Genomic DNA, 14,815 nt, shown 5'->3' with positions numbered 1-14,815 from the left:
GCGCGCACTTCGCGCGCCGTGCCCACCATCCATCCGCGAATTCGTCGTTGCATGGTGGGCACGCTACGCTTTGCCCACCCTACGGCGCCGTTACTGCTTCGGCAGCTTGGCCTTCAACGCATACAGTGCATCGAGCGCTTCGCGCGGAGACATCTCGTCGGGGTGCAGCGCCTTCACCGCGTCCATCAGCAGCTCCGCCTCGCTCGGCGGCGCGGCTTCCGCGGCGGCGCGTGAGGGCACGGCGAACAACGGCAGATCATCGGCGAGGGCCCGCGCGGTCTGGCCGCGATCCTGCGCCTCGAGTTTCGCCAGCACGGATTTGGCGCGCGTGATCACGGCCGGCGGCAGGCCTGCGAGTTTTGCCACCTGGATGCCGTAGGAGCGGTCGGCCGAGCCCGGCAGCACCTCGTGCAGGAACACGACATTGCCCTGCCACTCCTTGACGCGCACGGTGGCGTTGAACATCCGCGGCAGCTTGGCCGAGAGCGCGGTCAGCTCGTGATAATGCGTCGCGAACAGCGTGCGGCAGCGGTTGCTCTCGTGCAGATGCTCGATCGCGGCCCAGGCGATCGAGAGGCCGTCGAAGGTTGCCGTGCCGCGGCCGATCTCGTCGAGGATCACGAGCGCGCGCTCGCCGGCCTGGTTCAGGATCGCCGCGGTCTCGACCATCTCCACCATGAAGGTGGAGCGGCCGCGCGCGAGATCGTCGGCGGCGCCGACGCGCGAGAACAGGCGATCGATGATGCCGATGCGGGCGCGCGTCGCCGGCACGAAGCTGCCGATCTGCGCCAGCAGTGCGATCAGCGCGTTCTGGCGCAGGAAGGTCGATTTACCAGCCATGTTGGGACCGGTCAGCAGCCAGAGCTGGCCGGACTTTTGCGCGGGCGCCGGCGAGAGATCGCAGGCATTGGCAATGAACGGCTCGCCGTTGCGCTTCAGGGCCTGCTCGACGACGGGATGACGGCCGGCTTCGATCGCAAAGCCGAGCGAGGAGTCCACTTCCGGCCGCACATAGTTCTCGTCGACTGCAAGCTTGGCCAGCGAAGTCGCAACATCGAGCAGCGCAAAGCCTTGCGCGGCGGCGCGCAGGTCGTCGCTGATCTCGAGCGCCTTGGCGCAGAGCCGCTCAAAGATCTCGAGCTCGAGGCCGAGCGCGCGGTCGCCGGCATTGGCGATCTTGGCTTCGATCTCGCCGAGCTCGGAGGTCGTGAAGCGGATCTGGCCCGCAAGCGTCTGGCGATGGATGAAGGTCGCGTTGAGCGGTGCCGACATCAGCTTGTCGCCATGCTGCGCGGTGACCTCGACGAAATAGCCGAGCACGTTGTTGTGCCGGATCTTGAGGCCTTTGACGCCGGTGTCGTCGGCGTAGCGCGCCTGCATCGAGGCCACCACGAGGCGCGAGGCGTCGCGCAGGTTCCGGGCTTCGTCGAGCGCGGGCTCATAGCCCTGGCGCACGAAGCCGCCGTCGCGCTTGATCAGCGGCAGTTGCTCGTCGAGCGCTGTCGCAAACTCGGCCGCGAGCTCGCGCGATGGTCGCGTCAAGGCCGCCATCACCGCCGCGATCTCCTGCGGCGGCTGGTCGAGTTCGCCGAGCCGCGCCAGCACCTGGTCGGCGGCGATGATGCCGTCGCGCAAGCCCGCGAGGTCGCGCGGTCCGCCGCGGCCGACCGAGAGACGGGCCAGCGCCCGCGACATGTCGGGCGCGCCGCGCAGGATGCTGCGGATGTCTTCGCGCGCGGCGGAATCGGCAACGAAGGCGCCGACCGCGTCGAGCCGCCGCGCGATCGCCGGCGCATCCGTCAGCGGCGCCGCCAGCCGCTGCGCCAGCAGGCGCGAGCCCGCCGAGGTCACGGTGCAGTCGATCGCATCGAGCAGGGAGCCGCGGCGCTCGCCGGCGAGCGTCCGCGTCAGCTCGAGATTGGCGCGCGTGGCCGGATCGATCGCCATGGTCGCGCCCGAGGCTTCGCGCGCGGGCGGTGACAGTGGCGGGTGCCTGCCGACCTGGGTGCGGTCGACATAGGTGACGGCGGCGGAAGCGGCCGTCGCTTCGAGCCTGGTCAGCTGTGCCAGCCCGTCCATGGTCGCGACGGCAAAGTAGTCGCACAGCCGCTTCTCGGCGGTGGCGCCGTCGAAGACGTCGCGGGTCAGCGGCGTCACCGCCGGCAATTCGCGCAAGGTCTGTCCGAGCTCGTTGTCATTGTAGAGCGCGTCGGTGACGATCGCCTCGTTCGGATTGATCCGCGCCAGCGTTGCGGCGAGCTCGCCGCCCGAGCATTCCGTCACCATGAATTCGGCGGTCGAGATGTCGATCCATGCGAGCCCGAAGCGGTCGCCGCCGGTGGACGAGCGGGCGCGCGCGATCGCCAGCAGGTAATTGTTGGCGCGCGCATCGAGCAGCGTGTCCTCGGTCAGCGTGCCGGGCGTGACCAGCCGCACCACGCCGCGGCGCACCACGCTCTTGTTGCCGCGCGCTTTCGCGGCGGCGGGATCCTCGGTCTGCTCGCAGACCGCGACCCGGTGGCCGGCCGAGATCAGGCGGTGCAGATAATCCTCGGCGCGCTCGACCGGAACGCCGCACATCGGGATGTCCGCGCCCTGGTGCTTGCCGCGCTTGGTCAGCACGATGCCGAGCGTCTTGGAGGCGATCTCGGCGTCCTCGAAGAACAATTCGTAGAAGTCGCCCATCCGGTAGAACAGCAGCAGGCCCTGATGCGCCGCCTTGATCTCCAGGTACTGTTCCATCATCGGCGTGACGCGCGCGGCGGCTTCCGCCTGCGGCGCGGGCGTTTCGTCGGGCGGCGGTACGGGTATCGGCTGTTGCATCGTCATGGGCGGCGCAACCTACAAAATTTCGTCCCGCGCTCCTATCGGTTTGGCCGGGGAAGGGAGGTTTTCCACGCTGTCCGCACTGCGGCATGCGTGGCAGGCGTGCACGCCCCTCGGAACACGCGCGTATCAGTCAATTGACCTGCCGCGGGCGCCCTCCTAAAACTCCGCCGGAATTGAAGAATTTGGCCGGACCGCGGCATTCAGGGAGAACAACGATGCGTGACGTCTTTATCTGCGATGCCGTGCGGACCCCGATCGGCCGTTTCGGCGGCTCGCTCGCCAAGGTGCGTGCCGACGACCTCGCCGCCGCGCCGATCAAGGCGCTGATGGCCAAGCACCCCAATCTCGATTGGGCGCAGGTGGACGAGGTGTTCTTCGGCTGCGCCAACCAGGCCGGCGAGGACAACCGCAACGTCGCACGCATGGCGTTGCTGCTCGCAGGCCTCCCCGACTCGGTTCCCGGCCAGACCCTGAACCGCCTGTGCGCCTCCGGCCTCGATGCAGTCGGTGCCGCCGGCCGCGCCATCCGCTCCGGCGAGATCGAGCTCGCCATTGCCGGCGGCGTCGAATCCATGACCCGCGCGCCCTTCGTGATGGGCAAGGCGCAGGAGGCCTTCTCCCGCTCGGCCGAGATCTTCGACACCACCATCGGCTGGCGCTTCATCAATCCGCTGCTGAAGGCGCAGTACGGCGTCGATGCGATGCCGGAGACCGGCGAGAACGTCGCCGAGGAATTCCAGGTCTCGCGCGCCGACCAGGACGCCTTCGCCATCCGCTCGCAGCAGCGCGCAGGCGCCGCGATCGCGGCCGGCTATTTCGCCGAAGAAATCACGCCGATCAGCATTCCCGGCGGCAAGACCGGTCCGATCACGGTGGACAAGGACGAGCATCCGCGTCCCGAGACCACGCTGGAAGGTCTCGCCAAGCTGAAGCCGATCGTGCGCAATCCCGGCACGGTCACCGCCGGCAACGCATCCGGCGTCAACGACGGCGCGGCTGCGATGATCCTGGCGTCCGAAGCTGCCGTGAAGAAGCATGGCCTGACGCCGCGCGCCCGCATCCTCGGCCTCGCCTCGGCCGGCGTGCCGCCGCGCATCATGGGCATTGGACCCGTGCCTGCGACCCGCAAGCTGATGGAGCGGCTCGGCAAGAAGATCAGCGATTTCGACCTGATCGAGCTCAACGAGGCCTTCGCCTCGCAGGGCATCGCCTGCATGCGCCAACTCGGTGTTGCCGACGATGCCGACTTCGTCAATCCGCATGGCGGCGCCATCGCGCTCGGACATCCCCTCGGCATGAGCGGCGCGCGCCTGGCGCTCACCGCCGTGCACGGCATGGAGAAGCGCGGCGGCAAGCTCGCGCTCGCCACCATGTGCGTCGGCGTCGGCCAGGGCGTTGCCGTGGCGATCGAGAAGCTGAACTGACGGGACGCTGCGCGTCCCGTCATCCCGGAGCCGCTCGTTAGAGCGGAATCCGGGATCTCGAGATTCCGGGTTCAGCCCTGTCGGGCTGCCCCGGAATGACGGGCGACCGGGAGGCAAGCATGATGATCGAACGTGAACAGGACGTCACGGCCGCGGCACTGGCGGTGATGGAGCGGACGTCCGATCCGCGGCTTCGCCAGATCATGGTCTCACTGGTCAAGCACCTGCACGCCTTCGTCCGCGATGTTCGCCTGACCGAGGCGGAATTCCGCGACGCCACGGCGATCGTGGCCGAGCTCGGCAAGCTGACCACCGATACGCATAACGAAGTCGTGCTGATGGCCGGCTCGCTCGGCGTCTCGCCGCTGGTGTGCCTGCTCAACAATGGCGATCAGGGCAATACGGAAACCGACCAATCGCTGCTCGGACCGTTCTGGCGGTTGAACTCGCCGCGGGTCGAGAACGGCGGATCGATCGTTCGCTCCGAGACCCCGGGTGCGCCGCTGTTCGTCAGCGGCCGCGTCGTGGACAAGGATGGCCGTCCCGTCACTGGGGCGGAGGTCGATGTCTGGCATGCCTCGCCGGTCGGTCTCTACGAGAACCAGGACCCCGAGCAAGCGGACATGAACCTGCGCGGCAAGTTCACGACCGACCAGGACGGGCGCTTCGCCTTCCGTTCGGTGATGATGGTTGGCTATCCCATTCCGACCAGTGGTGTGGTCGGCCGCCTGCTGAAGGCGCAGAGCCGGCATCCCTATCGTCCCGCGCATCTGCACGCGCTGATCTTCAAGCCCGGATTCAAGGTGCTGATCTCGCAGGTCTACGACCCCGCCGATCCGCATATCGACAGCGACGTGCAGTTCGGGGTGACGCAGGCGCTGATCGGCAAGTTCCTGCGCCACGATACGCCGCATCCGACCGCGCGCGACGTCGCGACGCCCTGGTACTCGCTCGACCACACCTACCGGCTCGAGACCGGCGAGGCCGTGCTGCCACGTCCGCCGATCAAATAGGGCGCGCCTGTGCCATGTGCCGGCGCAAAGAGGCCGCCAAACCCGCTTCCCCCAATTAGTTATATCCTATAATGATTGGCGGAAGTGTTGACCGGCCGGACCGAAAATGGCCGGGGGAGGAGTTCGCCAATGACATTCATCTATCCCGTCGATAGCAACAAGGCGCATCCGCTGCCGCTGTCGCCCGAGTACAAGAGCTCGATCAAGCGCGCACCGAACAAGCCCTTGATCCCGATGCGCCACACGCTGTCGGAATTGACCGGCCCGGTCTACGGCCACGAGACCGTGCGCGAGGGCGACAACGATCTCACCACACAGCATACCGGCGAGCCGATCGGTGAGCGCATCATCGTGCACGGCCATGTGCTCGACGAGGACGGCCGCGGCGTGCCGAACTCGCTGGTCGAGATCTGGCAGGCCAATTCCTGCGGCCGCTACGTCCATGTCCGCGACCAGCATCCGGCGCCGCTGGATCCGAACTTCACCGGCGCAGGCCGCACCCAGAGCGATGCCTCCGGCTACTACCGCTTCGTCACCATCAAGCCCGGCGCCTATCCGTGGGGCAATCACCACAACGCCTGGCGTCCCGCGCACATCCATCTCTCGGTGTTCGGCCATTCCTTCGTCACGCGCCTGGTGACGCAGATGTACTTCCCGGCCGATCCGCTGTTCCCGTTCGATCCGATCTTCAATTCGGTGCCGGACGAGAAGGCGCGCGCGCGGATGGTTTCGTCGTTCGATCTCGAGAACACCCAGCCCGAATGGGCGCTGTGCTACCGCTTTGACATCGTGCTGCGCGGCAAGAACGCCACGCCCATGGAGAGCCACTAAAGTGCAGGATTCTGTGAAGCCCGAGGGGATCACCCCATCGCAGACCGTCGGTCCGTTCTTCAAATACGGCCTGACGCCGACCGGCGACTACGCCTGGAACGACGCGTTCACCAACTCGACGCTGACGCCCGACGTCACGGGCGATCGTGTCCACATCGAGGGCCGCGTGCTCGACGGTGACGGCGTCGCCGTGCCTGATGCCATGCTGGAGATCTGGCAGGCGGATGCTCAAGGGCGCTTCGCCGACCCGCAGGACAAGCGCGCGCTGCCGAATGCCAGCTTCCGCGGTTTCGCCCGCTGCGGCACCGACAAGGACGGCAATTACGCCTTCGACACCGTCAAGCCGGGCGCGGTGCCCGATCTCGACGGCAAGCTGCAGGCGCCGCATATCCTCCTTGCGGTGTTCGGCCGCGGCATGCTGCGGCATCTCTACACCCGGATCTATTTCAGCGACGAGGCCGGCAATGCCGCCGATCCCGTGCTGGCGCTGGTGCCCACTGAGCGCCGCGCCACGCTGATTGCGACGCGCGAGGCGGGGAAGGCGGTCTATCGCCTCGACCTGCGTTTGCAGGGCGACAACGAGACGGTGTTCTTCGACGTGTGAGGCGGCACGCGTGGCGGCGATATCGACGGCCGGCACGCGTTTCTCATCCAGCGCAACCGAGTCGGCTGCTGCTCCGCATCGGGCCTGAGTCGTTTCTCTTCGCGCCGTGAGTCGGTCTCGCTGCCTGAAAACCGACCGTTCGACATCCAATTCCCGTAATTTTCCGGTCTCCGCGGAATACAATTTCCGCGCGAAGCAATCCCGTGTTTACCGCAATCGTTTAGGGTCCGTTCGGATTTCGACCAGCGGCATTGGATTGTTCCATGAAATTTCGTCTCTCGCTTTCTTCTGCGGTCATTGCATTCGGGATCGTTCTCGCCATCGGCTTCACGGCGGTCGTTTCCACCAGCCTCTACGCCCTGCGCGAGCTCAAGGTCGGCGGTCCGCTCTATTCCGACATCAAGCTGGGCAACGACCTCATCGCGGACATCCTGCCGCCGCCGGAATATGTCATCGAGGCCTATCTCGAAGCGACCCTCGCCATGCGCGAGCCGGATCAGCTGGCGGCCCATGGCGAGCGCCTGGTCCAGCTCCGCAAGGATTACGACGAGCGCAAGGCATTCTGGATCGCCTCCAGCCTCTCGGCCGATCTGAAGAACGCGCTGGTGTCGAAGTCCGATGCCGAGGTGCAGAAGTTCTGGAAAGTCCTGTCCGATCAGCTCCTGCCGGCCCTCAAGGCCAAGAACAGCGCCGCTGCCGAAGGCGCCTACGCGCAGCTCAAGGACGCCTACACGGCCCACCGCGCCGTCATCGACAGCATCGTCGAGAGCGCCAACAAGCAGAACGCCGACATGGAGAAGCTGGCCGCGGAGCGCGACAGCACCATGCTCTATATCCTCCTCGGCGTCTCCGCCGCCGTCCTGGCCTTCGTTGCCGCAGGCCTGCTTGGCGTTGCCCTCGGCGTGGTGCGCCCGATCGTGCGCATGACGGATACGATGCAAAGGCTCGCGACCGGCGATCTCGCCGCCGACATTCCATTTGCACACCGCCAGGACGAGGTCGGCTCGATGGCGGGCGCGCTTGTGGTGTTCAAGCAGGCGGCGGCCGAGAATTCGCGGCTGCGCGAGGAGCAGTTGCAGAAGGAGCAGGAGGCCGCGCTCGCCAAGCGCGGCGCCCTGCACCAGATGGCCGAGACCGTCGAGCGCGAGACCGGGCGCTCGGTCGACACCGCGAGCGCGGCGAGCCAGGGCGTCGAGCGGGCCGTCTCCAGCCTGTCCGAGATCGCGCGATCGCTGTCCTCGGAGTCGCAGGCGGTGGCCGCGGCCTCCACCCAGGCCCTCGGCAGTTCCCAGACCGTTTCGGCCGCGGCCGAAGAACTGAGTGTTTCGATCCGCGAGATCGCGGGCCAGGTCGCGCGGACCAGCACGGTCACCAGATCGGCCGTTGCCGGCCGTGAGCAGGCGCGTTCGACCATTCAAGCGCTGGCGGGATCGGTGAAGAAGATTGCCGAGGTCTCCGATCTCATCGGCGGCATCGCCGGCCAGACCAACCTGCTGGCGCTCAACGCCACGATCGAGGCGGCGCGCGCCGGCGAGGCCGGCCGCGGCTTTGCGGTGGTGGCCGCCGAAGTGAAATCCCTGTCCGACCAGACCGCCAAGTCCACGGAGGAGATCGGGCGGCTGATTGCCGAGATCCAGGCCTCGACGCAGGCCGCGGTCGATGCCGTCGAGACCATGGGGGGCCACATCGTCGAGATCGACGGCGTGGCGTCCTCGGTTGCTGCCGCGATGGAACAGCAGGACGCCGCGACGCGGGAGATCGCGCGGTCGATTTCCGAATCGGCGTCCGCCGCGAAGGAGGTCTCGGCCAAGATCGGCAATGTCAGCCGCGACGCCGCCTCCGTGAACGAGCGCGCCGCGGAGGTCAGGCAGGCGATCGCCGGCATGGCGTCCAATCTCGAACAGCTGCGGTCGGTCGTGGTCCGGACTGTGCGCGACTCGACCGCCGCGGCTTGAGCCCGGCATCGCGTCGGCCGCTGGTGCCCGGGGGCGTGATCGTGCAGTATGGCGCGGGACAGGGGCATCGTGGCTATGACATCTCCACAATTGCCGGCGGTCGTTGAGTCCGCCCAACTGACGGCGGCGCTGCGCAGGGGCGGCGTGCTTGACGCGGGCGCGGTGCGCGAGGTGAAGGTGCTGCATCAGCGTGACACCCTCGTGTCACAGATCGTCAGGCTCGGGCTGCGCTATGTCGGCGAGTCCGCTGGCGCCCCGCAGTCGCTGATCCTCAAGACTCCCAATTCCGCTTTCGCCGAGAGCCTCGCCAATGGCGGCCGGCGCGAGGTGGACTTCTACACGCAGCTTGCGCCGAAGATGCCGCCGGGACTGGTGCCGCGCTGCTTTGACGGGCATTTCGACGAGGACGGCCCCACCTGGCACCTGCTGCTCGAGGACCTTACCGACAGCCATGAGATCGCAACGAAGTGGCCGCTGCCGCCGTCGCGTGAGCAGGCGATGGCGATCGTCACGACACTGGCGCGCTGGCATGCGGCATGGTGGGACCATCCCGGTCTTGGCGACACCGTCGGCACCTGGGCGAGCGCCGAGGACCGCGCGCAGCACATGGAAACCTTCGCCGGCCATTACGACCGCTTCGCCGATCTGCTCGGTGATCGCCTCGGCGAAGAGCGCCGTACCCTCTATCGCCGCCTGATCGAGCACTCGGCTCGGCTATCCCAGCGCTATCATTCGCGGCGTCACATCAGCATTGCCCATGGCGATGCCCATATCTGGAATTTCATGCTGCCGCGCCCCGGCGTCGCGGATACCGTGCGCATCTTCGATTTCGACCAGTGGCGCATCAACGTGCCGACGAGTGACCTTGCCTACATGATGGCGATGCAATGGTACCCGGACCGCAGGCAGGCGCTCGAACGGCCGCTGCTCAATCGTTATCACGAGACGCTGGTCGCCAACGGCGTCAGCGGCTACACGCGCGGCGCGCTCGATCAGGACTATCGTCTGTCGGTGCTCTGGCACATCACGGGGCCGGTCTGGCAGTGGAGCATCAACATCCCGCCGCTGATCTGGTGGAACAATCTGGAGCGGGTGATGATGGCGGTCGAGGATCTGGGGTGTGAGGAGTTGTTGGGGTAGGCGACGCTACATACTTGCTGTCGTCCTGGCGAAAGCCAGGACCCATTACCCCAGGGCGAGGTTGTGGCGCGAAGCTGGTAATCACGAGTCTTCGCCAAACTCCTCCCTGGGGTAATGGGTCCTGGATCTGCGCTTCGCTTGTCCAGGACGACGGCGGAGCTTGTGACGCCCCTCCCCTTACTCCATCACCGCATGTTCCGGCCCCGCGGCCTGCCTGCGCAGCGTGGCCTTGGTCGAGCCGATCAACAGGGCGAGCGGGATGGTGCAGAGGATGAAGACCATCACCAGCATATAGTCGTGCGCGAAGGCGATGATCTGCGCCTGCACGCTGACCATCCTGTCGGCCATGGCGCGGCCCGCGTCGGTGGATAGGTTGATCATGCCGCTGACGCTGGGCATCTGGAGCGCGTGGTTGAACGGGTTGACGTGCTCGGACAGGATCGCATAGGTCCGCCGCGTGCCCTGCGTCAGCTGGGCGATGACGACGGAAATGCCGACCGAGCTCGCGACGTTGCGCATCAGGGTCAGCATCGCGGTGCCGTCGGTGCGCAGCTCGTTCGACAGCGTCAGGAACGCAACGGTCGAGAGCGGCACGAAGACCAGGCCGAAGCCAAAGCCCTGGATGACGCTGACGGTCACGATCTCCGGCACCTGGGTCAGGTCGGTCCAGCCGGTCATTTGATACAGCGAGCCCGCGGTCAGCGTCAGGCCGGAGATGATCAGCGTGCGTGCCTCGAAATAACGCATCATGCGGCCGACCAGCATCATGGCGAAGAAGGTGCCGAAGCCGCGGCTCGCCAGCAGCAGGCCGGCGGTGATGATGGGGTAGCCGATCACGTTCTGCATGTAGGGCGAGGCCAGCGCCATGGTCGAGAACAGCACGAGCCCCATCACGACCATGAACATGCAGCCGGTGACGAAATTGCGATCCTGGAACAGCGCGAAGCGGATGAACGGCGTCGAGGTCGTGAAGGAGTGCGCGACGAAGAAGTAGAACGCGACGGCGGAGACGATGAACTCCGCGACGATCTCATTGGATTCGAGCCAGCCCAATTGCTCGCCGCGGTCGAGCGCGAGCTGAAGCGAGCCGATCGCGACCGCCAGCGCAGCGAAGCCGAACCAGTCGAATTTGAGGCTGATGTCCTTCCTGGTCTCGTCCATGAAGATGATCAGCCCGAGCACGGTGATGGCGCCGAACGGCAGATTGACGAAGAACACCCAGTGCCAGGAATAGGTCTCGGTGAGCCATGCCCCTAGCGAGGGACCCATGATCGGGCCCATCATCACGCCCATGCCCCAGATCGACATCGCCTTGGCGCGTTCCTGGAGCGTGTAATAGTCGAGCATCACCGACTGCGACAGCGGCACCAGCGCCGCGCCGAACACGCCTTGCAGCAGGCGGAACAGCACCATCTGGTTGATGTCCTGCGCGAGGCCGCACAGCACCGACGCCATGGTGAAGCCGGCGGAGCAGATGATGAAGATGCGCTTGCGGCCGAAGCGGTTGGCGATCCAGCCCACCGGCGCCGTCATGATCGCGGCGGCGACGATGTAGGAGGTCAAGACCCAGTTGATCTGGTCCTGCGAGGCCGACAGCGTGCCCTGCATGTAGGGCAGGGCGACATTGGCGATGGTGGTGTCCAGCGCCTGCATGATGGTCGCGGTCATGGCGCAGATCGTCACCATGTTCCGGCGCAGGCCGGGGACCATCAGGCTGGCATTGGGGCCGGACATCGGATCAGTCCTTGTCCTGGCCCGCGGTCGCCGACAGGCCGAACAGGCCGGCGAGCGAGCGCCGATGGCCGGTGTCGATGGTGGCGTAGACGCTCATGCCGGCCTTCAGCTTCCGCACGTATTTGTCGGTCTCGTCGAAATAGATGCGGATCGGCACGCGCTGCACCACCTTGACGAAATTGCCGGTGGCGTTCTGCGGCGGCAGGATCGCGAACTGCGCGCCGGTACCGGGCGAGAGCGAGCCGATCTTGCCCTTGAACACGTGGTTCGGGAACGCGTCGACCTCGAGGGTAACAGGCTGGCCTTCGGTGACGTAGGTGAGGTCGCTTTCCTTCGGATTGGCGTCGACCCAGGGATGGGCGACGTCGATGATGGAGAACACCGGCGTGCCGGCCGTGACGTAGCGGCCGAGCTGAATCTGCTCGACCTGCGTCGCGACGCCGCCCATCGGCGCGCGCACCACGGCGTGATCGAGATTGCGCTCGGCGTTGTCGAGCTTGGACTTGGCCTGCGCGTAGGGCGGGAATTTCTCCAGCGGCAGGTCGGTATCGCCGAGCAGTTGCGTCTTGGCCGCCGAGATCTGCTGCTTGACGTATTGCGCGATCGAGCCTGACGTGACCAGCGCGTTCGCCGCGTTGTCGAGGTCGAGCTGCGAGCCGTAGCTGTTCTTGACCAGCGCCTGCTTGCGCTCGACGTCGCGCTGCTTGAGGTCGACGCCCTGCTGGGCGAGGCTCAGCATGTCGCCGTAGATCTTGATGTTGGCGCGGAGATTGTCGTAGGTCGACTGCGCCTGCGCGAGCTGCGCCCTGGCCTCGTCCACCGCGAGGCGGAACGGCACGGGATCGATCTCGAACAGCTCATCGCCCTGCTTGACGAGCTGACCTTCCCTCACGACGACCTTCTCGATCTTGCCGGAGATGTCGGGCGTCACCAGCACCTTCTGCGCACCGACATAGGCGTCATCGGTACCGACATAGCGGCCGCCATTCAGATAGAGGGTCAAGCCGCCAATGGCGGCGACGATCGGCAGCACGACCATCAGCAGGAAGCGGCGATAGCGCCGCAGGCCTGCGATGATGCGGCGGCGGGGATCGGTGCCGGCTTTCTTGGTGGGCTTGCCGCTGTCGATCTTCTGCTCGGGCTGGAACTTGATGACTTGATCAGCCATAGCGCTGCTCCTTACGTGCTTGTTCCGCTCCGGATGTCTGGATCGCGGTACGCACGTTTTCCTTGATTGCTTCGAGTTGGGTGAGGAGGCGATGGGCATCCGCCGGATTGATACCGTCGAGCGCGTTGGCCGTGATTTCGGACCTGAGCCCGCTCATCTTGCCGAGCAATTGCCGGCCGGCCTTCCTCAGGTAGAGGCGCTTGACGCGCCGGTCCGAGGCGTCGCTGCGGCGCTCGATCCAGTCATTGTCGCAGAGCTTGTCGATCAGGCGCGTCAGCGTGATCGGCTGCACCTCGAGGAGCTCGGCGAGCTCCGACTGCTTCATGCCCTCGCTGCGCTCGACCTTGGCCAGCACCGCCCATTGCGCGCGGGTGATGCCGAAGCGCGACGCCTCCTTGTCGGCATAGACGCGCAGCAGGCGATAGAGCTCGGCGAGCGTAAACAGGAAGTTCTGGTCCACGGGCCCGCGGCTCATGAGCTTGGTCTCCTATAAGCTTGAGATACTATAAGCAAGCTTATGATTTTTTCATGGCGGGGTAACGGGACGCTGTCCCGCTGCAAGAGCATGGCTGACCGCCGTTCGCCGGTCGTGCTTTGGGTTCCCTCGCCGAAATGCTAGAAGGCAGGCCAAATGACCCTCGCAAAGCCGGCATTCCCCGCGCCCGACCACGATCACGGCCGCTGCACTGCGGACGCGCTGGCGCATGCCGAGGAGGTTTGCGAGCAGCGCGCGCAGAAATTCACGCCGATTCGCCGCCAGGTGCTCGGGGCGCTGCTCTCCAGCCACCGCCCGCTCGGGGCCTACGAGGTGATCGACGAACTCGCCAAGTCGATGCCGCGGCCGGCCCCGATCACGATCTACCGTGCTCTCGATTTCTTGATGGCCAACGGCCTCGTGCACCGCATCGAAAGTCGCAACGCCTATCTCGCCTGCGCCGCCCACGACCACGATGCGACCTCCGCGGTGGCGTTCCTGATCTGCGAGCGCTGCGGTCTGGTCGGCGAGATCCCGTCGGCGTCCTTCGCCAAGGATATCAACGCCGCTGCGCGCAGCTCAGGTTTTGCCCCCAAATTGTCTGTGGTGGAGATCACGGGCATCTGCACCCATTGTCAGAAAACTGCATAAAGCAACAACGGCGCAAAGCCGATATCGGGAAGAAATGTCCTCACCTCAAGCCATACCGTCCGCCGGTCGCCCCCTCAGTGCCGGCGCCATCGCCCTGATGCTGATGCTGTGCCTGACCTGGGGGTTCAACCAGATCGCGGTGAAGCTGGTGCTGCCGGACATCCCGCCGATGCTCCAGGCGATGATCCGCTCGATGGGCGCGCTGCCGGTACTCTTCATCATCGGCACGCTGCGCGGCGTCAAATTCTTCGAGAAGGACGGCACGTGGAAGCCCGGCCTGATCGCCGGGCTGATGTTCGGCATCGAGTTCGTGCTGATCTTCCAGGGCCTGCGCCTCACGCCGGCGTCCCGGGCCGTGGTGTTTCTTTACACCGCACCGTTCTTCGTCGCGCTCGGCTCCTACCAGGTGCTCGGCGAACGGCTCGGCGGCACGCAATGGCTGGGGCTCGCGGTGAGCTTTGCCGGCGTCGCGCTCGCGATCGGCGTGCCGCAGCCGGATGTCGATGCCAAGGTGCTGCTCGGCGACCTCATGATCGTCGGCGGTGCCGCGCTGTGGGCGGCCACCACGCTGGTTGCCAAGGGCACGCGGCTGCGCTTCGCCGCGCCGGAGAAGGCGCTGGGCTACCAGGTTGCGACCTCGATCCCGATCCTGGGCCTGGCGGCCTGGTTGTTCGGCGAATCCATCACCCACACCCCGGCGCCGCTGTCCCTCGCCCTGATGGCCTTCCAGGCGATCTGGGTGGTGGGAACCACGTTCACGCTTTGGTTCGCGCTGGTGAAGGCCTATTCGGCCAGCAAATTGTCCGCTTTTACCTTCATCACCCCTCTGTTTGGCGTGGTGGGTAGCTATTTCATCATGCACGACACCTTGAGCCTGACATTCGGGGCCGCCGCGGTCCTTGTAATTGCTGGGCTTTTTCTGGTTAACCGTCCCAGCCAAACGGCTGCGGCGCCGCGCGATGCATTGCTGAACGTCACCAAAACCTGATAT

Annotated in this window: 12 protein-coding genes; 8 read left to right on the top strand and 4 right to left on the bottom strand. The window is 66.1% G+C overall.

Features of this window, described 5'->3' with window-relative positions; genetic code table 11:
* Positions 1-90 precede the first annotated feature (90 nt).
* Entirely contained in the window at positions 91-2,829 is a 2,739-nt protein-coding gene (gene mutS, locus AB5K84_RS42570) for a DNA mismatch repair protein MutS (protein WP_011083746.1), read from the bottom strand.
* 215 nt (positions 2,830-3,044) lie between these two features.
* Between mutS and pcaF the strand changes: the two genes are divergently transcribed.
* The 6 genes from pcaF to AB5K84_RS42540 all read left to right on the top strand — a co-directional run bounded on the left by pcaF (position 3,045) and on the right by AB5K84_RS42540 (position 9,796).
* A complete protein-coding gene (pcaF, locus tag AB5K84_RS42565; protein ID WP_011083747.1) occupies positions 3,045-4,253 on the top strand; it encodes a 3-oxoadipyl-CoA thiolase in 1,209 nt (402 codons plus the stop codon).
* Positions 4,254-4,372: 119 nt separating this feature from the next.
* The gene (locus AB5K84_RS42560) at positions 4,373-5,266 is read left to right on the top strand and encodes a dioxygenase family protein (protein ID WP_038965199.1); all 894 of its coding nucleotides are present in this window, start codon (positions 4,373-4,375) and stop codon (positions 5,264-5,266) included.
* Positions 5,267-5,395: 129 nt separating this feature from the next.
* A complete protein-coding gene (pcaH, locus tag AB5K84_RS42555) occupies positions 5,396-6,097 on the top strand; it encodes a protocatechuate 3,4-dioxygenase subunit beta (protein WP_038965195.1) in 702 nt (233 codons plus the stop codon).
* Between the two features lies 1 nt (position 6,098).
* A complete protein-coding gene (gene pcaG / locus AB5K84_RS42550; protein ID WP_011083750.1) occupies positions 6,099-6,701 on the top strand; it encodes a protocatechuate 3,4-dioxygenase subunit alpha in 603 nt (200 codons plus the stop codon).
* A gap of 263 nt (positions 6,702-6,964) precedes the next feature.
* Positions 6,965-8,656 carry a methyl-accepting chemotaxis protein gene (locus AB5K84_RS42545; RefSeq protein WP_011083751.1) on the top strand — a complete coding sequence of 564 codons (1,692 nt, stop codon included), beginning with the start codon at positions 6,965-6,967 and terminating at the stop codon, positions 8,654-8,656.
* A gap of 48 nt (positions 8,657-8,704) precedes the next feature.
* Positions 8,705-9,796, top strand: a complete 1,092-nt coding sequence (locus AB5K84_RS42540) for a phosphotransferase (protein ID WP_011083752.1) — start codon at positions 8,705-8,707, stop codon at positions 9,794-9,796.
* Positions 9,797-9,973: 177 nt separating this feature from the next.
* Here AB5K84_RS42540 and AB5K84_RS42535 read toward each other — a convergent pair whose 3' ends face one another.
* From AB5K84_RS42535 to AB5K84_RS42525, 3 genes are read right to left on the bottom strand one after another with little or no spacing between them, the layout of a single operon-like run.
* Positions 9,974-11,530: an MDR family MFS transporter gene (locus tag AB5K84_RS42535; RefSeq protein WP_011083753.1), complete on the bottom strand. Its 1,557-nt coding sequence runs from the start codon at positions 11,528-11,530 to the stop codon at positions 9,974-9,976.
* Positions 11,531-11,534: 4 nt separating this feature from the next.
* Positions 11,535-12,698, bottom strand: coding sequence for an HlyD family secretion protein (locus tag AB5K84_RS42530; RefSeq protein ID WP_011083754.1), 1,164 nt, complete (start codon positions 12,696-12,698; stop codon positions 11,535-11,537).
* A complete protein-coding gene (locus AB5K84_RS42525) occupies positions 12,691-13,173 on the bottom strand; it encodes a MarR family winged helix-turn-helix transcriptional regulator (RefSeq protein ID WP_011083755.1) in 483 nt (160 codons plus the stop codon). The genes AB5K84_RS42530 and AB5K84_RS42525 overlap by 8 nt, the downstream gene beginning before the upstream one ends.
* Positions 13,174-13,329: 156 nt before the next feature.
* On the opposite strand from AB5K84_RS42525, the gene AB5K84_RS42520 reads away from it, so the two are divergent.
* Together AB5K84_RS42520 and AB5K84_RS42515 are read left to right on the top strand one after the other, a co-directional pair.
* Positions 13,330-13,824: a Fur family transcriptional regulator gene (locus tag AB5K84_RS42520; RefSeq protein ID WP_011083756.1), complete on the top strand. Its 495-nt coding sequence runs from the start codon at positions 13,330-13,332 to the stop codon at positions 13,822-13,824.
* 34 nt (positions 13,825-13,858) lie between these two features.
* Positions 13,859-14,812 carry a DMT family transporter gene (locus AB5K84_RS42515; protein WP_011083757.1) on the top strand — a complete coding sequence of 318 codons (954 nt, stop codon included), beginning with the start codon at positions 13,859-13,861 and terminating at the stop codon, positions 14,810-14,812.
* Positions 14,813-14,815: the final 3 nt, after the last annotated feature.

This window comes from Bradyrhizobium sp. 1200_D9_N1_1, from assembly GCF_052075915.1.
In the GTDB taxonomy this organism is placed as follows: domain Bacteria; phylum Pseudomonadota; class Alphaproteobacteria; order Rhizobiales; family Xanthobacteraceae; genus Bradyrhizobium; species Bradyrhizobium diazoefficiens.
The sequence above is the reverse complement of the archived record's forward strand: the minus strand, read 5'-3'. Positions and strand labels throughout refer to the sequence as shown.